At 57.9% G+C, this 21,718-nt stretch carries 22 protein-coding genes and 1 tRNA gene; 15 read left to right on the forward strand and 8 right to left on the reverse strand.

Going from position 1 to position 21,718, the window contains the following annotated elements; genetic code table 11:
• Window positions 1–53: 53 nt before the first annotated feature.
• Both ACTYEO_RS02510 and ACTYEO_RS02515 read right to left on the reverse strand, forming a co-directional pair.
• Window positions 54–458 carry a MerR family transcriptional regulator gene (locus ACTYEO_RS02510; protein WP_449322127.1) on the reverse strand — a complete coding sequence of 135 codons (405 nt, stop codon included), beginning with the start codon at window positions 456–458 and terminating at the stop codon, window positions 54–56.
• Between the two features lie 241 nt (window positions 459–699).
• Window positions 700–1,074: a MerR family transcriptional regulator gene (locus ACTYEO_RS02515; protein WP_449322128.1), complete on the reverse strand. Its 375-nt coding sequence runs from the start codon at window positions 1,072–1,074 to the stop codon at window positions 700–702.
• Window positions 1,075–1,204: 130 nt separating this feature from the next.
• On the opposite strand from ACTYEO_RS02515, the gene ACTYEO_RS02520 reads away from it, so the two are divergent.
• From ACTYEO_RS02520 to ACTYEO_RS02530, 3 genes are read left to right on the forward strand one after another with little or no spacing between them, the layout of a single operon-like run.
• Window positions 1,205–1,672 carry a PaaI family thioesterase gene (locus tag ACTYEO_RS02520; protein ID WP_449322129.1) on the forward strand — a complete coding sequence of 156 codons (468 nt, stop codon included), beginning with the start codon at window positions 1,205–1,207 and terminating at the stop codon, window positions 1,670–1,672.
• On the forward strand, window positions 1,672–2,181 hold the full coding sequence (locus ACTYEO_RS02525; RefSeq protein ID WP_449322225.1) for a PaaI family thioesterase: 510 nt from the start codon (window positions 1,672–1,674) through the stop codon (window positions 2,179–2,181). The genes ACTYEO_RS02520 and ACTYEO_RS02525 overlap by 1 nt, the downstream gene beginning before the upstream one ends.
• Window positions 2,174–3,499, forward strand: a complete 1,326-nt coding sequence (locus ACTYEO_RS02530; protein WP_449322130.1) for an MATE family efflux transporter — start codon at window positions 2,174–2,176, stop codon at window positions 3,497–3,499. The genes ACTYEO_RS02525 and ACTYEO_RS02530 overlap by 8 nt, the downstream gene beginning before the upstream one ends.
• 76 nt (window positions 3,500–3,575) lie before the next feature.
• On the opposite strand, the gene arsC is transcribed toward ACTYEO_RS02530, so the two are convergent.
• From arsC to ACTYEO_RS02545, 3 genes are read right to left on the reverse strand one after another with little or no spacing between them, the layout of a single operon-like run.
• Complete coding sequence (arsC, locus tag ACTYEO_RS02535) at window positions 3,576–3,917, reverse strand: arsenate reductase (glutaredoxin) (protein WP_449322131.1); 342 nt, start codon at window positions 3,915–3,917, stop codon at window positions 3,576–3,578.
• Window positions 3,908–4,960 (reverse strand): quinone-dependent dihydroorotate dehydrogenase, encoded by a 1,053-nt coding sequence (locus tag ACTYEO_RS02540; protein ID WP_449322132.1) that lies wholly within the window; start codon window positions 4,958–4,960, stop codon window positions 3,908–3,910. The genes arsC and ACTYEO_RS02540 overlap by 10 nt, the downstream gene beginning before the upstream one ends.
• 1 nt (window position 4,961) lies before the next feature.
• A complete protein-coding gene (locus tag ACTYEO_RS02545; protein WP_449322133.1) occupies window positions 4,962–5,300 on the reverse strand; it encodes a DUF952 domain-containing protein in 339 nt (112 codons plus the stop codon).
• Between the two features lie 123 nt (window positions 5,301–5,423).
• On the opposite strand from ACTYEO_RS02545, the gene ACTYEO_RS02550 reads away from it, so the two are divergent.
• From ACTYEO_RS02550 to ACTYEO_RS02560, 3 genes are all read left to right on the forward strand, one after another.
• Entirely contained in the window at window positions 5,424–7,031 is a 1,608-nt protein-coding gene (locus ACTYEO_RS02550; protein ID WP_449322134.1) for a bifunctional metallophosphatase/5'-nucleotidase, read from the forward strand.
• A gap of 180 nt (window positions 7,032–7,211) precedes the next feature.
• Window positions 7,212–7,379 (forward strand): hypothetical protein, encoded by a 168-nt coding sequence (locus tag ACTYEO_RS02555; RefSeq protein WP_449322135.1) that lies wholly within the window; start codon window positions 7,212–7,214, stop codon window positions 7,377–7,379.
• Between the two features lie 40 nt (window positions 7,380–7,419).
• Window positions 7,420–8,085: an SOS response-associated peptidase gene (locus ACTYEO_RS02560; RefSeq protein ID WP_449322136.1), complete on the forward strand. Its 666-nt coding sequence runs from the start codon at window positions 7,420–7,422 to the stop codon at window positions 8,083–8,085.
• A 214-nt stretch (window positions 8,086–8,299) separates the two neighbouring features.
• Here the strand turns inward: ACTYEO_RS02560 and ACTYEO_RS02565 are convergent, their stop codons facing one another.
• The 3 genes from ACTYEO_RS02565 to ACTYEO_RS02575 are packed head-to-tail and all read right to left on the reverse strand — an operon-like array spanning window position 8,300 to window position 11,342.
• Window positions 8,300–9,340, reverse strand: a complete 1,041-nt coding sequence (locus ACTYEO_RS02565) for an ABC transporter substrate-binding protein (protein ID WP_449322137.1) — start codon at window positions 9,338–9,340, stop codon at window positions 8,300–8,302.
• On the reverse strand, window positions 9,310–10,686 hold the full coding sequence (locus tag ACTYEO_RS02570) for a sensor histidine kinase (RefSeq protein WP_449322138.1): 1,377 nt from the start codon (window positions 10,684–10,686) through the stop codon (window positions 9,310–9,312). The genes ACTYEO_RS02565 and ACTYEO_RS02570 overlap by 31 nt, the downstream gene beginning before the upstream one ends.
• Window positions 10,683–11,342 (reverse strand): response regulator transcription factor, encoded by a 660-nt coding sequence (locus tag ACTYEO_RS02575; protein WP_449322139.1) that lies wholly within the window; start codon window positions 11,340–11,342, stop codon window positions 10,683–10,685. The genes ACTYEO_RS02570 and ACTYEO_RS02575 overlap by 4 nt, the downstream gene beginning before the upstream one ends.
• A gap of 105 nt (window positions 11,343–11,447) precedes the next feature.
• On the opposite strand from ACTYEO_RS02575, the gene ACTYEO_RS02580 reads away from it, so the two are divergent.
• The 9 genes from ACTYEO_RS02580 to ACTYEO_RS02620 all read left to right on the forward strand — a co-directional run bounded on the left by ACTYEO_RS02580 (window position 11,448) and on the right by ACTYEO_RS02620 (window position 21,711).
• Window positions 11,448–12,434 carry a tripartite tricarboxylate transporter substrate binding protein gene (locus ACTYEO_RS02580; protein WP_449322140.1) on the forward strand — a complete coding sequence of 329 codons (987 nt, stop codon included), beginning with the start codon at window positions 11,448–11,450 and terminating at the stop codon, window positions 12,432–12,434.
• 164 nt (window positions 12,435–12,598) lie between these two features.
• Window positions 12,599–13,129, forward strand: coding sequence for a tripartite tricarboxylate transporter TctB family protein (locus ACTYEO_RS02585; protein ID WP_449322141.1), 531 nt, complete (start codon window positions 12,599–12,601; stop codon window positions 13,127–13,129).
• A 12-nt stretch (window positions 13,130–13,141) separates the two neighbouring features.
• Complete coding sequence (locus ACTYEO_RS02590; protein WP_449322142.1) at window positions 13,142–14,659, forward strand: tripartite tricarboxylate transporter permease; 1,518 nt, start codon at window positions 13,142–13,144, stop codon at window positions 14,657–14,659.
• Window positions 14,649–15,842 carry a CaiB/BaiF CoA transferase family protein gene (locus ACTYEO_RS02595; protein ID WP_449322143.1) on the forward strand — a complete coding sequence of 398 codons (1,194 nt, stop codon included), beginning with the start codon at window positions 14,649–14,651 and terminating at the stop codon, window positions 15,840–15,842. The genes ACTYEO_RS02590 and ACTYEO_RS02595 overlap by 11 nt, the downstream gene beginning before the upstream one ends.
• On the forward strand, window positions 15,839–16,609 hold the full coding sequence (locus tag ACTYEO_RS02600) for a citryl-CoA lyase (RefSeq protein WP_449322144.1): 771 nt from the start codon (window positions 15,839–15,841) through the stop codon (window positions 16,607–16,609). The genes ACTYEO_RS02595 and ACTYEO_RS02600 overlap by 4 nt, the downstream gene beginning before the upstream one ends.
• On the forward strand, window positions 16,596–17,654 hold the full coding sequence (locus ACTYEO_RS02605) for an AbrB family transcriptional regulator (RefSeq protein ID WP_449322145.1): 1,059 nt from the start codon (window positions 16,596–16,598) through the stop codon (window positions 17,652–17,654). The genes ACTYEO_RS02600 and ACTYEO_RS02605 overlap by 14 nt, the downstream gene beginning before the upstream one ends.
• Before the next feature lie 63 nt (window positions 17,655–17,717).
• A tRNA-Gly gene (locus ACTYEO_RS02610) sits at window positions 17,718–17,791 on the forward strand.
• 103 nt (window positions 17,792–17,894) lie between these two features.
• Window positions 17,895–19,712, forward strand: a complete 1,818-nt coding sequence (locus ACTYEO_RS02615; RefSeq protein ID WP_449322146.1) for an ABC transporter transmembrane domain-containing protein — start codon at window positions 17,895–17,897, stop codon at window positions 19,710–19,712.
• A 103-nt stretch (window positions 19,713–19,815) separates the two neighbouring features.
• Window positions 19,816–21,711: an acyl-CoA synthetase gene (locus ACTYEO_RS02620; protein ID WP_449322147.1), complete on the forward strand. Its 1,896-nt coding sequence runs from the start codon at window positions 19,816–19,818 to the stop codon at window positions 21,709–21,711.
• The last annotated feature ends 7 nt before the right edge of the window (window positions 21,712–21,718 follow it).

Genomic DNA, 21,718 nt, shown 5'->3' on the forward strand with positions numbered 1-21,718 from the left:
TCAAAACCTTACGAAAAGCATGTATAGGCATAGGGCACGGCTTACGGGCCCAATTATTCGGATGCGTTGGCTTCGGCGGCTTTGCGCTCGGTCAGCATATCTTCGACCATGCCCATCTGGGCGCGCAATTCCTCGATCGCGATATCAAGTTCGGCGCGTTGCCTCTCCATATCGCTCAAGCGTTCGCCCGCGACATCCAAGGTGCGGCTGAGCTGCGTGGCCTGCTGATCACCGAGGTAATACAACTCCAGCAATTGCCGGATTTCCTCGAGGCTGAAGCCAAAACGCTTGCCGCGCAAAATCAGTTTCAGACGCGCGCGATCCCGTTTGGTGAACAGGCGTTTTTGGCCGTCACGGATCGGGAATAACAACTCTTTGGATTCGTAAAATCGCAATGTGCGCGGTGTCACATCATAGGTTTCACACATCTCGCGGATCGTCAGAGTGTCAGTCGGCATAGTGTCACTTGTCCAGTCAAACATCGAATCCACCCCTCCTTTGAATTTCTGGCAGGGGTATCTCTACACATAAAGATGACGTTGACGTAAATTGAACGTTGCGTCAACTTTTTGATGACCAAACGTTACTTTTCGGCGGATTTTGGACGGCTTTCTGCTAAATCGGGCCGTAAATACCTGACAAGGCTATGAGATCTCAGGGCAGGCATGCGCTGTGCCCATCTTGCTCTGACTTTCGGGGTTACCCCAGATCATGGGCTGCGGTTTGGGCGCGAAGGCTGCGCAACTCCTCTATGATCTCGTCCAATTCGGCGCGCCGCTTTTCAAGATCCTCCAATTGGCGGTCCGCCATTGCGATCCATGCTTCCTGCTGCAGCTTGCCCTCGGGGTCTTTGTCGTAAAGCTCCAGCCATTGCCGGATTTCTTCAAGGCTGAAGCCGAAGCGCCGCCCCCTGAGGATCAGGGTCATCCGCGCCACTTCGCGTGGGCCGTAATAGCGGGTGCGCCCCTCGCGCGAGGGTGCGAGCAATTCGATATATTCGTAATGGCGAAGGGTTCTGGGTGTGACGCCAAAGCGGGTGCACATTTGTTTGAAATCAATACGTTCACTCGTCATGCGGTCACTGCGCCTCCTATCGTCCTTGTCTAGTTTCACACCAGCCAAGCGGAAAAGCCAAGAGGCGTTCCCTCTTGCGCGCTCATGCGCAGAATGCGTAGGTGAGGGGGCGCCATCCAAGAGGTTCCCATTGTCCGATAAAAGCGAAGACGAGATCGTGATTGATAAGGCCCGTATTGCGGGGCAATTCATTGATGCTTTGCCCTTTTCAAAAGCGCTGCAAATGCGGGTGGATGAGTTGAGCGATGGTTTGGCCGTTATTTCGATGCCTTACGCGGCCGAGCTTGTCGGGGACCCGTCCAGCAAGGTGATCCATGGCGGGGCCGTCTCGGCCTTGATGGATACCTGCGGCGGTGCTGCGGTGATGAGCCATCCCGATACGCCGAGCATCACCGCGACTTTGGATTTGAGAATTGATTACATGCGCCCCGCAACGCCTGGTCAGAGAATCACGGCGCGTGCGGAATGCTATCATGTCACCCGTTCGGTCGCCTTCATGCGGGCAACCGCTTGGGATGAGGATACCGCGCGCCCCATCGCCACCGCGACGGGGGCCTTCACCGTGCAAACCACACGGCCACGGAAGGCGGCCTCATGATCAAGCGCATGCCCCCCGAATCCGTTCAAGTCATCAAGAACCGCCGCGACAAGGCGTTGGCCGCCATGGTGGGCGGAGTGCCCTATATCCGTTTCATGGGGGTGCATTTCGACCGCCGCGGGGATGAGCTGACGGCTGTGATGAGCTATGATGAGAAGTTGATCGGAAACCCGATGCTGCCCGCCATTCATGGAGGCGCAACTGCATCATTTCTGGAAGTGACAGCGATTGTTAATCTGGGGTTCCAGATGCTGTGGGATGATATTGAATCGGGGGCTTTGGATGCCGAAGCGCTGACGCCCGAGACCCTGCCCAGAATGCCCAAGACCATCGATTTTACCGTGGATTATCTGCGATCAGGCCTGCCGCGTGACGCCTATGCAAGGGCGCGGGTCAACCGCTCGGGGCGGCGCTATGCGAGTGTGCATGTCGAGGCATGGCAGGATAACCATGCCCGCCCCTTCGCGCAGGCCACGGGGCATTTCTTGATGCCTGACTCGGATGGCTAGTACGGACATATCCGCATCGGAGCTTTCCAATAAGCGCGTTCTAAAGATTGCGGTGCCAGTCGTCTTGTCGAATGTGACGGTGCCCTTGTTGGGGATCGTCGATACAGGCGTGGTTGGCCAATTGGGTGATCCAGCGCCGATTGGCGCGGTTGGGATCGGGGCTGTGATCCTGACGACCATCTATTGGGTGTTCGGCTTTTTGCGGATGGGCACGGTCGGGCTGACCAGCCAAGCCTTGGGGGCCAAGGACCATGCCGAGGTCTCGGCGCTGTTGTCACGTGTGCTGATGATTGGGGCGGTTGCGGGGTTGGCGCTGATCGTTTTGCAGGTGCCGATTTTCTGGGCCGCCTTCCAGATCGCGCCTGCCAGTGCCGAGGTCGAAGGGCTGGCACGTAGCTATATGCAAATCCGCATCTATTCTGCGCCCGCCGCCATCGCGCTTTACGGGATTACGGGGTGGCTGATTGCGCAGGAAAGGACGACATCGGTCTTTGCGCTACAGCTTTGGATGAACGGTTTGAATATCGCGCTATCGGTTGTGCTGGTTCTGGGGCTTGGCTTTGGAATTGAGGGTGTGGCGCTCGCAACTGTTGTGGCGGAATGGACAGGTCTGGCTATGGGGCTGTGGCTGTGTCGCAAGGCCTTTGCAGTGCCTGCATGGCGGGATTGGCCGCGTGTGTTTGACCGTCTGCGGCTGATCCATATGGCCGCCGTGAATACCGATATTCTGATCCGCTCAGTGCTGCTGATGGCTGGCTTTACCTCCTTCATGTTTCTGGGGTCAGATTTCGGGGATATCACCTTGGCCTCGAACCAGATTTTGCTGCAATTCCTGTATATCACTGCCTATGCGATGGACGGGTTTGCCTTTGCCGCCGAGGCGCTGGTTGGCAAGGCCATGGGCGCGCGCTCCCCCAAGGTTTTGCGCCGCGCGGCGCTGCTAAACACCTATTGGAGCGCGGGAACGGGTGTTGCCATGGCTCTCGGGTTTTGGCTGTTTGGGGGGCATATCATTGATATCCTGACCACCGCGCCCGAGGTGCGCGAGGAAGCTCGGGTCTATCTTTTCTGGATGGTGCTGGCGCCGCTTCTGGGCTGTTGGGCATGGATTTTGGACGGGATTTTCATAGGCGCTACAAGAACCCGCGATATGCGCAATATGATGGCTCTGTCTTTCGCGGGCTATGTGGCGATGTGTTTTCTGTTCATCCCCGCTTTTGACAATCACGGGCTTTGGGCGGCATTGATTGGCATGTTCGTGCTGCGAGGCGTGACGCTTTGCCTGCGCTATCCTGCCTTGGAGCGGGCAGCGGCTTAAAGGGCATTGAGCCCTTTGCGCCGCTATGGCCTCCGGCGGAAGTATTTTGAAAGCAAAAATTTCAGAGCGGAAGGCCCTAGAGAATCGCGAGGACGGCTTCGGGTGGTCTTCCGATGGCGGCTTTGTTTGCGGCGATCAGGATCGGGCGCTCGATCAGGATCGGATTTTCTGCCATGGCGCTTATCAGGGTCGCGTCATCTGCGTGTTTCAGGCTTTGTTCCTTGAAGACGGCCTCGGATTTGCGGGCGAGGTCACGGGCGAAGAGATTAAGCTGGTCAAGCAGCGTCTGCAATTCTTGCACTGATGGCGGATCGGTCAGGTAGAGGCGGATCTCAGGCTCAAGACCCTTGTCGCGCAGCAGCTGCAAGGTTTGGCGGGATTTCGAGCAGCGCGGGTTATGCCACAGGGTTAAAGCCATTCGCTGCGCCCCGTGCCAATGGCCTCGGCGACCGTGGCATGGCCATCGCGGGCCAGCAGCGCGTCGAGGTCTTGGGCGATGCGGCCACCCAAAGTGATGCCGCCATAGACGAGGCCCGTGTAGAGCTGCACTGCGCAAGCGCCTGCGCGAATTTTTGCATAGGCTTGCTCGGCATTTGCGACGCCACCGACACCGATGATCGGCAATTTGGCCTCGGTCATTTGCGATAGCTGCGCAAGGATGCGGGTGCTTTTCTCGAATAAGGGCTGGCCGGAGAGGCCCCCAGCCTCAGATTTTTGTGCGCTTTGCAGCGCGTCACGCGACAAGGTCGTGTTGGTGGCAATCAACCCGTCAATGCGTGAGGAGATCGCAACCTCGGCCACATCTGCCAATTCATCCCCTGACAGATCAGGCGCGATCTTGAGGAAGATCGGAATGCGGGTGGCGAGTCTTGAATTGGCCTCCATCACACCCGCAAGCAAGGCGGCGAGGGCTGCTTTGCCCTGAAGGTCGCGCAGCTTTTCGGTATTGGGGGAGGAGACATTGACGGTGGCAAAATCCACCACGCTGCCGCAGCGGCTGAGCACGCGGGCGAAATCGGCGGCGCGGTTGTCACTGGTTTTATTGGCGCCGAGATTGAGGCCAACAGGGACCCTGCGCGGCGCGTCTTGTAGCCGTTTCGCAATGATCTCCATGCCGTCATTATTGAAGCCGAAGCGATTGATCGCGGCTTTATCTTCGCTCAAGCGGAACAGGCGCGGTTTGGCATTTCCCGGTTGGGGCAGGGGGGTGGCGGCGCCGACCTCCAGAAAGCCGAAACCTGCATTTGACAGGGGCGTCACGGCTTCGGCGTTTTTGTCAAAACCCGCGGCAAGCCCGATGGGGTTCGGCATCTCCATGCCTGCAACCTGCGTTGCAAGACGCGGCGAGGTGACGGGGCCGCTTGCGGGCATGAGGCCTGTCTTGAGGGCAGCGATTGCCAAATGATGCGCGCGCTCGGGATCGAGGCGGTGCATGATCGAGAGGCCGAAGCGTTCCCACATGTCAGATCATCTCCTTCGGGAAGGCATGAAGGCCATCGACCAGAGGCAGGGGTTTGTGCCAGATCACATCGCTTAGGCGCAGCGGCGCATAGAGATGCGGGAAAAGCGCGTCGCCGCGCGAGACTTCCCATTTCAGGGCAGGGCCGAGGGCCTCGGCATCCATGGCGACAAGAACCAGCCCTTCGGCCCCTGCGAAATGCTTGGCGGCTGTTTCACGGGCCTGTTCGGCGGTGGAGAAATGGACATAGCCATCGGCCAGATCAATGGGCGCGCCCAAGGTCTCGCCCTTGGTTTGAAGCGCATCCCATTCGGCGCTGTGTAATATTTTGTATATCTGCATGGCATGTCGCATGCGAAATAAGCGCTCCGAGGTCAAGTGTCGTGTTGTCGTTACGAAGCCTCTTTACTTGCAGTCGATGCGTGACCAAGCTGTTTTGGTAAACTTAAATATGGGAGATGAGAAATGCTCGCACGTGTTTTAGGCTCGACCGCCGTGGTGGCAGGTCTGGCCCTTGCTGCACCTGTTGCCGCCGAGACCACCCTGCACATCCTGCATATCAATGATTTGCATAGCCGGATTCAGCCGATTAACCGCTTTGATTCCACCTGTAACGCCGAAGATGACGCCGCAGGCGAATGCTTTGGCGGTGTGGCCCGTGTTGCAACGGCCATCAATCAGATGCGCGCCGAGCTTGAGGGCGAAAATGTCCTCGTTCTGGATGCGGGCGACCAGTTCCAAGGCTCCCTGATGTACACGACCTATAAGGGCGAGGTCGAGGCCGAGATGATGGAAGCCATCGGGTTTGATGCGATGGCTGTCGGCAATCATGAATTTGACGATGGCCCCGAGGGCTTGAGCGATTTCCTTGATCGGGTGAGCTTTCCTGTCGTTTCGGGCAATCTGGATCTGAGCGGCTCGAACCTGTTGAACGGGCGGGTAGCGGACACATTGGTTCTGGATGTGAACGGCGTTCAGGTCGGGATCGTCTCGGCACTCGCAAGTGACACGGCTGAAACCTCTAGCCCAGGCCCGAATGTTGTGTTCGGTGACGAGATCGCTTCGATTCAGGAAGATGTGGATGCACTGACCGAGCAGGGCGTGAATATTATCATCGCGCTGACCCATGTTGGCCTGCCGCAGGATATGCGGATCGCCGAGGCGGTGACGGGGCTTGATCTGATCGTGGGCGGCCATTCGCACACCTATCTGTCGTCCTCCGATGAAGATCGTGCGGGCCCTTACCCGACATGGACCCAGAACCCCGAGGGCACAATGGTGCCAATCGTGCAAGCCTATGCCTATTCGAAATATCTGGGCCATCTGGAAGCCACATTCGATGACGCGGGCAACCTGATCTATGCAGGTGGCGATACCATGGTGCTGGATGCCTCGGTCGAGCCTGACCCAGAGATTGCCGCGCGTGTGGCCGAATTGGCAGGTCCCATCGAGGAGGCCATGGCCGAGGTAATCGGCGATGCGTCCGAATTCATCGAAGGCTCGCGCGATGTGTGCCGTGCCATGGAATGCCCGATGGGCAATCTGGTCGCCGATGCCATGCTGGACCGCACCAGCGATCAGGGCGTGCAATTGGTCATCCAGAATGGTGGTGGTCTTCGTGCCTCGATCGATGAGGGCGAGATTACGATGGGCGAAATTCTGACGGTTCTGCCGTTCCAGAACACGCTTGCCACCTTCCAGCTGACAGGTGCGGGCGTCATCGCGGCGCTTGAAAATGGTGTGAGCCAAGTTGCCGATGGCGCAGGTCGTTTCCCGCAGGTTGCAGGTATGCGCTACACTTGGAGTGCAAGCGCCGAGCCTGGAAGCCGCATCGCGTCGGTTGAGGTTGAAATGCCCGATGGGTCTTTCGCGCCGATCAGCGCGGATGCCACCTATATTCTGGCCACCAATAACTACATGCGTGGTGGTGGTGACGGGTATCGGGTGTTCTCCAGCGATGGCATGAACGCCTATGATTTCGGGCCAGGCCTTGAGCAGGTGGTTGCCGATTATGTCGCGGCCAATTCGCCTTATACGCCTTATGTGGATGGTCGTATCACCAGCGTCGACTAATCCCCATTCCATGTAGCGAAAGGGCCGGCGCATTCCCATGCGTCGGCCCTTTTTGCTGCTATGCAGCATTTGCAGAGCGGCTTGACCCTATCGGCATTTGTGCAATGGGCCTCGCCTCCCTTATTTTATGGTCATGAACCCGACGGATTTCCCGCCATGGCCCAAATAAGGACCTGAAATATGATCGATGTCATTGCTCGACTCCGCAGCGCGGCCCAAAAACGTGCGGCCTATAACCAGACCATCGCCGAGCTTTCGCGCTTGCCGCGTGATCTGGCCATTGAAGACCTGAATATCTGCAAGGATGACGCGGCGCTGATCGCGCGGCATGCGGTTTACGGATACTGATCTTCATTGCGTCTGCGAGGGGCTGGGTTAGTCTTGCCCCATGTGCGGACGCATGACGATGACACATCCCAATGACGCGATGGCGCGGCTGTTTGAGGCGGCGCCCTCCAATGATCTGCCGCCTGTTCCGCGCTATAATATCTGCCCGACCCAAGATGTGGCGGTTGTCACCTCCGAGCAGGGGCAACGCCGCCTTAGGCCGATGCGTTGGGGCTTTCTTCCGCATTGGTACAAAACGCCCACGGGTGGGCCTTTGCTGATCAATGCCCGATCTGAGACGATTGCCCAAAAGCCTGCCTTTGCGGCTGCCTGCCGAAGCCAGCGCTGCCTGATCCCCGCCTCGGGGTTTTACGAATGGACAAAAGACGAGGCGGGCAATCGCCTGCCTTGGTATTTCGAACCTGCAGATAAATCGCCCGCTGTCTTTGCAGGCATCTGGCAGGATTGGCAGGCAGATGAGCAGAACTGTACCACCTGCGCGATTGTGACCTGCGCGGCTGGCCCCCAGATGGCGCAAATCCATCATCGTGAACCTGTCACGCTTGCGCCTAGTGATTGGGCCAAATGGTTGGGAGAAGAGGGGAAAGGCGCTGCTTTATTGATGAAACCTGCACCTGATGGCAGCTTTGCCCATCATCGCGTCAGCACCAATGTCAATTCGAACCGCGCCAGCGGGCCTGAACTGATCGAAGAGATTGATCCTTGATCGGGTGAAACCTGCCCTGCCCAAAAAAAATCCGAGGCGCGTGATTGGGACGCGCCTCGGATAGTACGAGGGAGGAATGAAACGGAAAAGGTTGGGGGCTCCGTTTCTGGGGAAACGCGTATCTTGGGGGCTGCGTTTCCTTAACAACGACAATCACCTTTAAACGGGGCGTAAATGGGGCGGGTTTGAAACGATTATGGGGTAATATGCAGGCTTAAGGTTGTTCCATGGCGCTTTCCCAAGCGTCTAGAAAGGTGCGACGGTTCAGTTGATCAAGATTGACCATCAGGCCCGGGCCCAAGCGGATCGGTCCGAATGCTGCGGGTTCGGGATCGCGGGTATCGCTTAGGGGGGGCAACACCCAAGCATCCGCGTCTTCACGCATTCCCTCGCGGAGCAGGGCGTCCAGCAGCGCGCCTGCATCTTGGGTGTTTTGGGCAGCGGCTGGGATCAGGGCGGTGCGCAGCATCACATTGGCGAAATCTTCCAACTCCAAAATCGCAAGCCGGTCATCTTCCTCGATCCGCTGTGCCGCATAGCTGCCCAAGACGTTATAGGCCATTGCCAGCCGGCCTGATGCGACATCGTCAATCATTTGCGCAGAGCAGCAATAAAGCTGCGGATCGAGCCGCCCCATCACCTCGGTCATACGCCAATAGGCATCTGTCGAGCGCGCCTCTTGGGTGGCAAAGAGATAGCCAAGCCCGCTGTCGCGGACGTCATAGGTTCCAACGCGCCCCTGAAATTGATCCGTATTCTCACGCAACAGTGCGATCAAATCCTGACGCGTGGCAGGCGGTGGACCGCCTTCAAAATCGGCGCGATAGATCACGACGACAGCTGGCTCGGAGGTGAAGGCAAAAATAAGATCACGCCAGCTTGCCCAAACGGGAAGCTCTTCAGTTACCGAGGACTGATAGCTTTGCGCCAATCCGTCATTGGCCAGTTTGAATTGCAAATCCATGGCCGAGGAAATTGCCAGATCGAAGGCGAGGTTCTGGGTAATGGCGCGGTGTAATTCGGTGCTAGAGGTCACGATGTAATCGATCCCGATATCGGGACGTGTGGTTTGGAACCTCAGCAGGAAGGGTTCAAACACCTCCAAATCAGCTGTTGAGATGACGCGGACGACCCGATCAGTACTGCCCGGATAGCTGCGTTGCGCTTCGATCTCTATGTCTTGGGCCAAGCTGATCTGGGCCAAGCCGAACTGGGCCAGAAGACTCAGGCCAAGGGCAATACAAGTAAGACGCATGTCCCTGTTCCTTCCTCGTCAAGGTTGCGCAATCTCAGTGATCCACCATGGGCGCGCATAACCTCATCGGCAATAGTCAGGCCAAGGCCCGAGCCGACAACGCCCGCAACATTGTCGCCGCGTCGAAAGCGCTGGGTCAGGTGCTCGACCGGCCCTGCGCCAAGCCCCGTTCCCTGATCGCATATCTCCACCTCAGCCAGCTTGCCTTCACAGCGCACATCAATGCGGACGCTGGTTTCAGGTGGTGAATATTTAACGGCGTTATCAAGCACATTGCGCAATGCGGTCTGAAGCAAGATCGCATCCCCCCGCACAGGGCTTGGCTTACTGCTTAAATCAAAGGTGATATCCTTCATTTCAGCTGTTGGGCTAAGGCTTTCAACGACCGATCGCGTAATCTCGGACAGATCGACCTTGCGACGGTCCAGATCTTCGGCGCGGAAGGCAACGGTGGCGTGGTCCAGTAATTGCCCTGTTGAACGTGAGCTTTCATCAACGGCGCGGATCACGCGGCGCAGGGATTTCTTTTCTTCTTCGCCTGTCACGGTGTGTAGCGCAATCTCTGCTTGTGCCCTCACTGTCGCCAAGGGCGTGCGCACGCGGTGCGCGGCCTCGGTGATGAAGTCCTCAGAGCGACGAATGGATTGTCCCAAACGATCCATCAAACGATTTAACGCGCTCATCAAAGGGGCCAATTCGCGCGGAGCGGTCCGTCGGATTGGGCGCAGATCGGACGGCCCGCGCCGCGAAACGGCCTGTGCGATTTCATTCAAAGGCCGAAGCGAAGCGCGGGCCGCGATGGCAGAGAGCGCGACGGCCAAGATGAAAAAAGCAACCGAAAGCATGGCTGCCGTGCGCGACAACCCCGAGGTGACTTGCGCAATACCATTTCCGGTTTGGGCCACTGAGACAGTGACGGGCACGGCCTCGCGGCCTGCCGAAACTGCGCGTGAGATGCTCGCCATACGCACCGTTTCGCCTCGATAGTCCAGCGTGTCGAACAGAACCTCGCCCGGAACCTCGGGGATGCGTCCACCTCTCAGATCATCATATCCGGTGAGTGTCTCGCCATTCACAGACACACGGTAGAAGACGCGATCCTGACTGATCGCCCCCAACATGGCAAAGGCGGAATAGGGCAATTCCAGCCGAACGGTTCCTTGTTCGCTGCGCAGCGTCTCTGCGATGGTCGCAACAGAGGCTGCCAAGACATTGTCTTGGGTGCGCGCGGCTGCTTGGCCCGAAAAGCTTGAGACCATCCCCCATGACAAAAGTGACAAAAGCGCCGCAATGGCCGCCAAGAGCAGCGTCAGCCGCCGCCCGATCGAGGCTGCGGGACGGATCATATGCATAGCCGGTAACCCAAACCGCGCACGGTTTCGATCCTCACACCAACGCTGTCGAGTTTTTTGCGCAAGCGGCCGACATAGACCTCGATGGCGTTCTCGGTCACCTCGGCATCATATGAAAACAGGCGGTCCAGCAATTGGCTTTTGGACAAAATTTGTCCGGGATTGCGAACAAAGACCTCCAAGAGACGGATTTCGCGATTGCGCAGGTCGATGCTCTCGTTGGCATGCTGGATGGTGCCCGAATTGGGGTCAAACACAGCCTCGCCCAATTTGAACTCATTGCGCGCCGATCCGTTGCGACGGCGCAGGACGGCACGGCATCGCGCCTCAAGCTCGGTGAAATCGAAGGGCTTGGTGATGTAGTCATCCGCGCCTTGATCGAGCGCCCCGACTCGGTCGGAAATCTGGCTGCGCGCGGTCAGGACAATTACGGGTGTCTCGAGATCGGCCCGTTTGCTGGCCAGAAATGCGCGTCCATCGCCATCGGGCAGCATCACATCCAGCAAGATCAGGTCATATTCAGCCGTTGCTAGACAATCCTCGGCCATGGCCAGATTTCCTGCATGATCAACGGCATGACCATCCAGTCCGAGGCGTTTGACCACGGCTTCTGCGAGTTCGAGATTATCCTCCACCAGAAGGAAGCGCATTTCTTTTCCGCTCTTTTTTTGTGCGTGTCAGGTCGATGTCAGCTTTTTATGCTCAGTTGCTGACCATGGGCGGGCTTCGTTCGCCTGTCAAATGGGAGGATACCAATGACGACTTTTAACTTGACCCGCCGGGTCATGGTGGCTGCTGCTGCGGCTTCGTTTGCTTTTGCTGGCGCGGTGCATGCCGATGGTCACCAAATGCTTGATGACATCCACTTTCTTATCCCCGGCGGTGCTGGTGGCGGTTGGGATGGAACCGCACGCGGCACAGGCGAGGCGCTTGTAAATTCGGGCCTGATTGGCGGCGCGACTTTCGAGAATATGTCCGGAGGCGGCGGTGGTGTCGCAATCGGTCATCTGATCGAAAATGCACAGAGCAATGAGGGCACGTTGATGGTCAATTCGACCCCCATCGTGATCCGCGCTTTGACGGGTGAAATTTCGCAAAGCTTCCGTGATCTGACCCTCGTGTCGGGCACAATCGGTGACTATGCAGCGCTGGTTGTTTCTTCGGATAGCCCACTGGCTTCGATGGACGATTTGCTTGCGGCCTATCGTGAAGCGCCAGCCGATTTCGCGATCGGTGGTGGTTCTGTTCCAGGCGGCATGGATCACTTGGTTGCGGCCATGGTGATGCAAGGTGCAGGCGAAGACCCCACAGCTTTCAACTATATCGGCTATGACGCTGGTGGTGAAGCGATGGCAGGCCTTCTGTCAGGCGAGATCGCGGCTCTGTCCACTGGTTTCTCTGAGGCAGTTGCCTTGGCCAGCCAAGGCGAAGTGCGCATTCTGGGTGTGACATCGGACGCGCGTGTTGACGCCTTCGCCGATGCTCCGACCTTTGTTGAGCAAGGCATCGACACCAATTTCGTAAACTGGCGCGGCTTCTTCGCAGCTCCAGGTTTGGATGCCGAGAAGCTTGCCGCTTATCAGGCGACAATCGCTGCTATGTATGACACGCCCGAATGGGAAGAAGTACGTGCGCGCAATGGTTGGGTGAACATCCACATGCCTGGTGCCGAGTTCGAGACGTTCCTGACAAACCAAGAGCAGCAGATCGGTGATCTGATGCGTGAGTTGGGCTTCCTCTAAGCGGGCATTGCCTCAAGCTATTTTGGGCGGCGGCCAGTTATAGTCCGCCGCCCAAATCAGACCTTGAAAGACACGGCCTATAAAACGCCCACCCCATAGGCCCGCTCGGGCGCTCAGCTGTGGATATGGGGCGCGAAAGAATTCTGGTATAGAAGGGATAGATCATGGCGCTTGATCGCTGGATCGCGCTGGTATTCGTGGCACTGTGTTGTGCCTATGGCTACGCAGCTTTTTTTACGATGGACCATTTGCTGCCCCCGATTTTGCAACGCAATCCAATCTGGCCCTCGACACTTCCTAAAATCCTTTCGATCTGCGGCGTGATCGTCGGGCTGATTGTTCTGTTCGGGCCAAAACCGCCCAAGACGGACGCCGCGGCCAAGGCGCGCGGCCAAGACCCCTCGCCCAAGGATGACGCAGCCGATGATGCTGTGATCGATCTCAAGCGCTTGGGGGATTACAATGTCTGGCAGGCGGTCGCTCTTTTGTCCGCCATGGTGGCTTATGCCCTGATCCTGAGGCCCATGGGCTTCTGGTTCGCGACGGTCGCATTCCTCGTGGTAGGTGGTGCCCTTTTGGGCGAGCGCAAATTTCACATCATGATCTCTGTGGCTTTGATCGCCACTGGCGTGATCTGGTATCTGGTGCAGGAGGTGCTTGGCATCTTCCTCAGCCCGCTGCCGCAATTCATGTAAGGAGCAGGGACGATGCTAGAGGGAATTCTTATTGGCCTTGCGGCCGCCGTCACACCTTTCAACCTGATGATGGTCGTGTTCGGCTGTGTCATCGGCACCTTGATTGGCATGTTGCCAGGCCTTGGGCCGATGTCGATCATCGCCATCATGATCCCCGTTGCCATTGGCATGGGGGACCCAACTTCGGCCCTCATCCTGCTGTCAGGTGTGTATTACGGCGCGATCTTCGGGGGCTCGACCTCCTCCATCTTGCTTAATGCGCCGGGGGTCGCGGGGACGGTGGCCACCTCCTTTGATGGCTATCCTTTGGCGCGCAAAGGCCAAGCGGGCAAGGCGCTCACTATTGCGGCCATCGCCTCCTTTGCAGGCGGGACGATTGGTGCGATCTTGCTGATGATCTTTGCCCCCGCATTATCCTCGGTCGCGTTGCTGTTTCATTCGGCGGAGTATTTCGCGCTGATGGTCGTGGGCCTATCTGCGATTGCGGCTTTTGCGGGCACGGGCCAAGTCGGCAAGGCCTTGATGATGACCATCTTGGGCTTGATGATGGGCACTGTGGGTGAGGGTGCATTGTCCAATATGCCGCGCTTCACCTTTGGTATTCTCGATCTGCAATCGGGCTTTTCCTTCATCACATTGGCGATGGCGATGTTCGCCCTGCCTGAGGCCCTCTTCCTCGTCATGAACCCTGCACGTTCCACGCAAGGCGGGGATGGCGGCAAGATCACGAATTTGCGCATCACGCGCGGCGAGGCGCGTACAATCGCGCCTGTCGTCGGGCGGCAATCACTGCAGGGCTTTTTCATCGGTGTTCTTCCCGGGGCAGGGGCAACCATCGCCTCCTTCCTTGGCTACGCGGTGGAGCGCAATATCGCCAAGGGCGAGGATCAGAAGGAATTCGGCAAAGGCTCGATCAAAGGTTTGGCCGCGCCAGAGGCTGCCAATAACGCCGCTTGCACGGGATCCTTCGTGCCTTTGCTGACGCTCGGTATTCCGGGCTCGGGCACCACTGCGATCCTCTTGGGGGCCTTGATCGCGCTCAATGTCCAGCCGGGTCCGCGCTTGATGACCGATCAGCCTGATGTCTTCTGGGCCGTTATCATCTCGATGTATATCGGCAATCTGGTTCTGCTGATCCTGAACTTGCCGCTGATCCCCTATATCGCGAAAATCCTGACCATTCCGCGGACCTATCTCATCCCCTTCATTTTGTTCTTTACCTTAATGGGGTCTTATATCGGGCAGAACAATTCGACTGAATTGCTAATCCTTGTGGGCTTTGGGGTGATCGCTACGATCTTGCGTTTTGCGGATTACCCGCTCGCGCCGCTTCTGATCGGCTTTATTCTGGGCACAATGCTTGAGGATAATTTCGCCCGCGCGATGCAGCTTTATCGTGGCTTCGGTTTCATCCTCGAGCGGCCGATGACACTAGGCCTGCTGGTTCTTGCTGCGATCCTTGTTCTGCTCCCCAGCTTCCGTGCCTATCGTGCGCGCAAGCGGGCTCAAGGTGTGGCGGATGGCGACTGAGGCCCCTCTTGCCGGCATAAAGGTTCTTGACCTGACCAATGTGCTGGCAGGGCCGTTTGCCTGCCACCAACTGGTCCATCTGGGGGCCGAGATCATCAAGATCGAGGCGGTGGGACGGGGTGATCTGGCACGCAATCTGGGGGCTGACGCTGCGCTTTCTGCAAAAAGCATGGGGATCAGCTTTCTGGCACAAAATGCTGGAAAAACGTCGCTTACGCTGAACCTTAAGGACCCGCGTGGCAAGGATATCCTGCGCCAATTGGTGCGGGATGCCGATGTGCTGGTCGAGAATTTCCGCCCCGGTGTGATGGAGCGGCTCGGGCTTGGCTATGACAGTCTGAAACATGGCAATCCGCGGCTGATCTATTGCGCGATTTCGGGCTTCGGGCAGGATGGCCCATGGGCGGGCAACCCTGCCTATGACCAAATCGTTCAAGGGGCCTCGGGCGTGATGTCCATCACAGGTGAGGATACCCCGCTTCGCGCGGGGTTTCCGCTGTCTGATACAATCGGTGGTTTGACCGCTGCCATGGCAATTGCTTCGGCGCTTAATGCAAACCCGCGCGGATGTTTCATTGACGTCTCTATGCTGGAGGCGACTTTGGCCACCATGGGCTGGGTCGTCTCGAATTATCTGGTCGGAGGTGTTGAGCCCGCACGCCATGGCAATGAAAACCCTACAAGCGCGCCGTCGGGGGCGTTTCAGGCCAGTGACGGTTTGCTCAATATTGCTGCAAATAAGGATGAGCAATGGGAGGCTTTGGCCCGCCATCTTGGCCGCATGGATTTGCTGGCGTGTTCGGAATTCGCCACCCGCGAGGATCGCAAGGCCAATCGCCTACGCCTCAAAGCCGAGTTGGAAACCGTCCTGACCACGAAACCTGCCGATGTTTGGGCGCAGGAATTGACCAAGATCGGCGTCCCTGCGGGCCCCGTCCTGACTGTGCCACAAATTCTGGCCCACCCCCAATTGCTCGGGCGCGGTATGATTGCGCAGTTTAAATCACCCGACGGAGTGGGGCGCGATATCTCGCTTTTGAGAACGGGCTTTTCGATTGACGGAGAACGGCCCAAAGTGGACAGGCCACCACCTGTACTAGGGGCGGATACGGATGAGATTTTGGGCGGTTTGGGGATATCCCCTGAAGATATCGCCAAATTGAGGGCCGAGGGCGTGATATGAGCGATGTTTCTGATTGGTGGCGCAGTTCTATTATCGATATGGAACCGGGCCGGATTTCTTTGCGCGGTCAACCGATCGAGCAATTGATTGGAACGATGGGATTTGCGCAGATGATCTGGTTCATGGTCATGGGCAGCCCGCTTGAAGGTGCCCGCGCGCGCCTGTTCGAGGCTGCTTTGGTCTCGGCTGTTGATCATGGCCCGCAAGCGCCCTCGATTGCGGCCGCGCGTATGGCTGTGACCTGCGGTGTCGGGTTGAATAACGCGCTGGCTACAGGGGTGAACATGCTTGGCGATGTGCATGGTGGCGCAGGCGAGCAAGCGGTAGAACTCTATCATAAGATCGCGCAAGCAGGGCCCGAACCCATGGACGAGAGTCTTGCTGCATGGCGCAGTGAAAACGGCCCGTTCCTTCCGGGGTTTGGGCATCGGTTTCACAAACCGAAAGACCCGCGCGCCCCGCGCCTGATGGCGCTGGTCGAAGAGGCGGCGACTGAGGGGGCTGTTTCTGGGGCTTATGCGCAAATCGCGCAGGCGATCGAGGCGCATATTTCATCCGAGAAAGGTAGCCCCGTGCCAATGAATATCGATGGTGCGACGGCGGTGATTTATGCCGAGCTTGGCTGTCCTGCGCCTTTGGCGCGCGGGTTTTTCTGTTTGTCCCGCTCGGTCGGGATTTTGGCCCATGCGTGGGAACAGATCGAGCAGGGTGGACGCAATAAAGGGCCGACGCCGCCTGCTTATCGCTGGACCTATGATGGCGCGTGAGGGGATGCCGAGCGAGCTTGGACAAACGGCGGGGACGCTCGTGCTTGGTTGCCTCGGGGCGCTGGCATTTTGGGCGGTTGGGTTCCCGGCCCCCTTTCTGACAGGGCCTGCAACACTCGTCACTCTGGCCAGTCTTTTGGGGGCGCCTACCCGCATCGGCCCCCGCCTCCGCGATATCTGTTTCTTTGTAATCGGCATCAGCATCGGCGCCTCGGTCACGCCTGAGGTTGTGCGCACGGCGATCACTTGGCCGTTGAGCTTGCTCGTTCTGGCGGCAGCGCTTTATGTGATGATGTGGCTGTGCCGCCGTATGCTTGAGCGTGGCTTCGGTTTCGATCGATTGACCGCCTTGCTTGCTGCAACACCCGGCCATCTGAGTTACGTGCTGGGTCTTACGGTGGATATGAAGGCCGATCTTTCAAGGGTCGCGATTGTACAGTCTATTCGCGTGCTTTTGTTGACCTTGCTGGTGCCTGTCATCCTAACCCTGTGGAGCGGTCCTGTCACCGCGGTACCCGCCGCACCGCATGGCATGGAGTTATGGGCGATGGTGGGAACCGCTTGCCTTGCTGTGATCTGCGGATTGCTGCTCAAGTGGTTGAACGTTCCCGCAGCGTTTTTGTTGGGGGGCATGCTCGTGTCGGCCATTGGCCATGCGACGGATTGGATGCCTGGTTCTGTGCCAGTGGAATTGACCATCGCGGCCTTCGTGATAATGGGGGCGTTGATTGGCACAAGGTTTCGAGGTGTTAGTATGGCCGAGCTACGCCGAGGTATTTGGGCGGGATGTATGGTGACCCTTTTGGCTTGCGCAGTTGCGGCAATGGCTGCGGGGGGCGCTGCATATTTATTGGACCTGCCGCCTGCAATGTTGCTTATCGCCTTTGCGCCTGGTGGAGTTGAGATCATGGCGGCCATGGCTGTGCAAATCGGGGTTGAGCCTGCCTTCGTTGCCGCCCATCACGTCTTGCGCTTGTTGATCTTGACGGTCTTGGTGCCCGTACTGCTGCGCAATTTACGGCGTGACTTATCGCATGAAAATTGAACGGGTTTCCCCGATATCTGCCTTGACGGGCCAATCTGCTTCGCCTAGCTAACCTGTCATTGCGCGGGCGTTGTGTAATGGTAAGACCTCAGCCTTCCAAGCTGATGACGCGGGTTCGATTCCCGCCGCCCGCTCCAATCCCTTCAAGCAGCTGCGTCTATATGAACGGTTTGGCCAAGTGATGCTTGTGCCATCGGCCTCACACCAGTATTCCGTCTTGAGGATAAGGGAAGGGGACGCATGACGACCGACGCGAATACACCCGCTGCCAAGAGCGTATCGACGATGAATGAAGAGCGCGAGAAATCGCGCCGCATCGGGTCTCTCAAGGCGCTTGTGCCCTTTATGGCGCCCTATCGCTTGATGGTATTGGCTGCTTTTGCCGCGCTGATCACCACGGCTGCGGTCACTCTGGTCATGCCACTTGCCGTGCGCCGTGTGATTGATGGTTTCGGCACCGAAAGCACCGCGCTGCTGGACAGCTATTTCCTTGCAGCGCTTGGAATTGCAGTGCTTTTGGCCTTTGGAACGGGGCTGCGCTATTACCTCGTGACGCGCTTGGGCGAGCGAGTGGTCGCCGATATCCGTAAAGCGGTTTTTGATCGTATGGTCGGGATGAGCCCCGCCTTTTATGAAAAGATCATGACTGGCGAAGTCCTGAGCCGGATCACCACTGACACAACGCTGCTGCTGAGCGTAATTTCTTCTTCGGTTTCGGTTGCGATGCGCAACCTGCTGATCCTGATCGGGGGATTGGCGATGATGATGGTGACCTCGCCCAAGCTGACGGGGCTTGTTTTGCTTATCGTGCCTGCGATCATCGTGCCAATTGTGGTTTTGGGCCGCCGCTTGCGGGTGCTCAGCCGTGAAAATCAGGATTGGATCGCGCAAAGCTCGGGCTCTGCCTCTGAGGCGCTTTTGTCGGTCCAGACCGTGCAGGCCTTCACCCATGAGCGGCCAACTGCGGCCAGCTTTGGCCACGTCACCGAGAAGAGCTTTTTTAGCGCCAAACGTCGTATCGCAACGCGCGCAGTCATGACGGTGATTGTGATCTCCTTGGTCTTTGCTGGCGTTGTTGGCGTGCTGTGGATTGGCGCGCGCGATGTGCGTGCGGATGCCATGAGCATCGGTGCCCTGATCCAGTTCCTGATCTATGCGATCATGGTGGCAGGTGGCGTCGGGGCCTTGTCGGAAATCTGGGGCGAGTTGCAACGCGCCTCGGGTGCGACCGAACGTTTGGTGGAATTGCTCAATAGTGATGACAGCGTCGCGGACCCCGCCGAGGGCAAGCCTTTGGCGCAAGCAGGGCGCGGCGCGATCGAGTTTGAGGATGTGCGCTTTTTCTATCCAACACGCCCCAATACGGCCGCTTTGGACGGGGTGAGCCTGAGGGTCGAGCCTGGCGAAACGGTGGCGCTTGTTGGGCCGTCAGGGGCGGGTAAATCAACGATTTTCCAATTGCTTCTGCGCTTTTACGATCCAGCCACGGGTGTGATCAAACTCGACGGTCTTAACCTGCGCGAGATGGATCGCGAGACCTTCCGCGCCGCTATGGCGCTTGTCCCGCAAGACCCAGTGATCTTCGCCGCTTCTGCGCGCGAAAATATCCGCTTTGGCAGGCCCGATGCGACAGATGCCGAGGTGGAGGAGGCCGCCAAGGCCGCCGCCGCGCATGATTTCCTGAGCGCATTGCCCGAAGGCTATGAGACCTATGTGGGCGAGCGCGGCATAATGCTCTCGGGCGGGCAGAAACAGCGGATCGCCATCGCACGCGCCATTTTGCGCGACGCGCCGATCTTGCTGCTGGATGAGGCGACAAGCGCGCTTGATGCCGAAAGCGAGCGGGCGGTGCAGAATGCAGTGGCCGAGATGAGCGCGGGCCGCACCACGCTGATCGTGGCGCATCGTCTGGCGACGGTGAAACAGGCTGACCGAATTCTTGTCTTTGAGGATGGCCAGATCGTGGCGGAAGGCACCCATGATGCCTTGGTCTCGCAGGGCGGTCTTTATGCCCGTCTGGCACGTTTGCAATTTACCGAAGGCCTTGCTGCCGAATAAGGCTTTCGTCGGGTCATTCTTGCGTGATCTGAATTGTGACGCCATGATTTTGCATCGGTTCGCCTCAGGAGGAGTGGGGCGCACTTTCGGGGAGGAACTGAAGATGTATCGCTTTGCCGATTCAGAGGATTTGAAACTTGTGGAGCGCGAGAAGCCTTGGCCCGCCTCCCAAGCTGCGACAACGGTCTATGAGCTGCTTGGCAGTACCGCGCGTAAATTCGGGACGTATGATGCGGTTAGCTTCCAGCTGTTTTCAGGGCCGACATCGCCCGCAGAAACCCTGATTTGGGACGATCTGCACGGCAAGGTTACCCAAGCTGCAAATATGTTCCGCGCGCTTGGCGTACAAGAAGGTGATACCGTCGCCTACATCCTGCCCAATTGTAATGAAACGGTTGTAACCCTTTTGGGCGGCATGGTCGCGGGCATTGTGGCGCCGATCAACCCGCTGCTGGACCCCGAACAAATCGCCGCGATCTTGCGGGAAACCAAGGCCAAGGTTGTGGTCACGCTAAGGGCCTTCCCGAAAACCGATGTGGCCCAGAAAGTTTCGGAAGCCGTTCGGCTTGCACCTGATGTCCAAACCGTACTTGAGGTTGATCTGCACCGGTATTTGACAGGGGCCAAAAAGCTGATCGTTCCCTTGATCCGGCCCAAGAACCCCGTGGCGCATGAAGCGCGGGTGGCCTCCTTCAACGAGGAGTTGGCCAAGCATGATGCAACCCGTCTGGAGTTCGACGATAGCGCCAGTGACCGTGTCGCGGCCTATTTCCACACGGGCGGCACAACGGGCATGCCGAAAGTCGCGCAGCATACCTATAGCGGCATGATCTATAATGGATGGCTGGGGCATACATTGCTGTTTTCCGAGGAAGACAACGTCATCTGTCCTTTGCCCTTATTCCATGTTTTTGCCTGCCATGTGATCTTGATGGCGATGCTGTCATCGGGGGCGCATGTGGTTTTCCCCACGCCGCAAGGCTATCGCGGTGATGGCGTGTTCGACAATTTCTGGAAGCTGATCGAACGCTGGCAGATCACCTTTATCATCACGGTTCCAACCGCAATTTCCGCCATGATGCAGCGGCCTGTCGATGCTGATATTTCGTCGGTGAAAACGGCCTTTTCGGGTTCATCGCCCTTGCCGGTGGAGTTGTTCAAGCGTTTTGAGAAAGCCACAGGCGTGACGCTGGTTGAAGGTTATGGCCTGACGGAGGCGACCTGCCTTGTCTCCTGCAACCCGTTGCTTGGCGAGAAAAAGATCGGCTCGGTCGGATTTCCCTTCCCGCATTGCGATGTGAAAATCATCACAGGAACCGCAGATGGCCCCGTTGAATGTGCGGCCGATGTGGTGGGCGAAATTTGTGTCTCTAACCCAGGTGTTCTTGCGGGCAATACCTATACCGAAGCCGACAAAAACCGCGATCTCTTCTACAATGATACCTATCTGCGCACGGGCGATCTGGGGCGGATTGATCCCGATGGTTACCTCTGGATCACGGGCCGCGCCAAGGATCTGATCATTCGCGGCGGCCATAATATCGACCCAGCTGAGATCGAAGAAGCGTTGGCGGGCCATGAGGCGGTGGCCTTTGCAGGTGCCATTGGCCAGCCCGATGCTTTTGCAGGCGAATTGCCCTGCGTCTATGTTGAACTGGTCGCAGAAGCCGAGGTGACCGAGGCTGAATTGATGGATTATGCCGCGGCCAAAGTGGCTGAGCGCGCCGCAATTCCGAAATATCTCGAGATCATGGATGAATTGCCCAAGACCGCCGTGGGCAAAGTGTTCAAGCCTGACCTGCGCCGCCGTGCCATCACGCGTATCTATAATGCCGCCCTTCAGGATGCAGGGATCGCGGCAGAAGTGACCGAGGTGCTGGAAGACAAGAAACTGGGTTTGGTCGCCTGTCTTGAGCGCTCGGGCGAGGTGGATGAAGAGAAGCTGGCCCATGTCTTGGGTGAGTTCACGCGGCCGTGGCAATGGCGCAACGCGGCATGAGCATCGC

The organism is Rhodophyticola sp. SM2404 (genome assembly GCF_053570515.1).

Excerpts from the sequence above, each read along its gene's own strand:
- ACTYEO_RS02510 (WP_449322127.1), bottom strand. The coding sequence starts at position 458 with ATGCCGACTGACACTCTGACGATCCGCGAGATGTGTGAAACCTATGAT.
- ACTYEO_RS02515 (WP_449322128.1), bottom strand. The coding sequence starts at position 1,074 with ATGACGAGTGAACGTATTGATTTCAAACAAATGTGCACCCGCTTTGGC.
- ACTYEO_RS02530 (WP_449322130.1), top strand. The coding sequence starts at position 2,174 with ATGGCTAGTACGGACATATCCGCATCGGAGCTTTCCAATAAGCGCGTT.
- arsC (WP_449322131.1), bottom strand. The coding sequence starts at position 3,917 with ATGGCTTTAACCCTGTGGCATAACCCGCGCTGCTCGAAATCCCGCCAA.
- ACTYEO_RS02540 (WP_449322132.1), bottom strand. The coding sequence starts at position 4,960 with ATGTGGGAACGCTTCGGCCTCTCGATCATGCACCGCCTCGATCCCGAG.
- ACTYEO_RS02545 (WP_449322133.1), bottom strand. The coding sequence starts at position 5,300 with ATGCAGATATACAAAATATTACACAGCGCCGAATGGGATGCGCTTCAA.
- ACTYEO_RS02550 (WP_449322134.1), top strand. The coding sequence starts at position 5,424 with ATGCTCGCACGTGTTTTAGGCTCGACCGCCGTGGTGGCAGGTCTGGCC.
- ACTYEO_RS02555 (WP_449322135.1), top strand. The coding sequence starts at position 7,212 with ATGATCGATGTCATTGCTCGACTCCGCAGCGCGGCCCAAAAACGTGCG.
- ACTYEO_RS02560 (WP_449322136.1), top strand. The coding sequence starts at position 7,420 with ATGTGCGGACGCATGACGATGACACATCCCAATGACGCGATGGCGCGG.
- ACTYEO_RS02565 (WP_449322137.1), bottom strand. The coding sequence starts at position 9,340 with ATGCGTCTTACTTGTATTGCCCTTGGCCTGAGTCTTCTGGCCCAGTTC.
- ACTYEO_RS02570 (WP_449322138.1), bottom strand. The coding sequence starts at position 10,686 with ATGATCCGTCCCGCAGCCTCGATCGGGCGGCGGCTGACGCTGCTCTTG.
- ACTYEO_RS02575 (WP_449322139.1), bottom strand. The coding sequence starts at position 11,342 with ATGCGCTTCCTTCTGGTGGAGGATAATCTCGAACTCGCAGAAGCCGTG.
- ACTYEO_RS02580 (WP_449322140.1), top strand. The coding sequence starts at position 11,448 with ATGACGACTTTTAACTTGACCCGCCGGGTCATGGTGGCTGCTGCTGCG.
- ACTYEO_RS02585 (WP_449322141.1), top strand. The coding sequence starts at position 12,599 with ATGGCGCTTGATCGCTGGATCGCGCTGGTATTCGTGGCACTGTGTTGT.
- ACTYEO_RS02590 (WP_449322142.1), top strand. The coding sequence starts at position 13,142 with ATGCTAGAGGGAATTCTTATTGGCCTTGCGGCCGCCGTCACACCTTTC.
- ACTYEO_RS02595 (WP_449322143.1), top strand. The coding sequence starts at position 14,649 with ATGGCGACTGAGGCCCCTCTTGCCGGCATAAAGGTTCTTGACCTGACC.
- ACTYEO_RS02600 (WP_449322144.1), top strand. The coding sequence starts at position 15,839 with ATGAGCGATGTTTCTGATTGGTGGCGCAGTTCTATTATCGATATGGAA.
- ACTYEO_RS02605 (WP_449322145.1), top strand. The coding sequence starts at position 16,596 with ATGATGGCGCGTGAGGGGATGCCGAGCGAGCTTGGACAAACGGCGGGG.
- ACTYEO_RS02615 (WP_449322146.1), top strand. The coding sequence starts at position 17,895 with ATGACGACCGACGCGAATACACCCGCTGCCAAGAGCGTATCGACGATG.
- ACTYEO_RS02620 (WP_449322147.1), top strand. The coding sequence starts at position 19,816 with ATGTATCGCTTTGCCGATTCAGAGGATTTGAAACTTGTGGAGCGCGAG.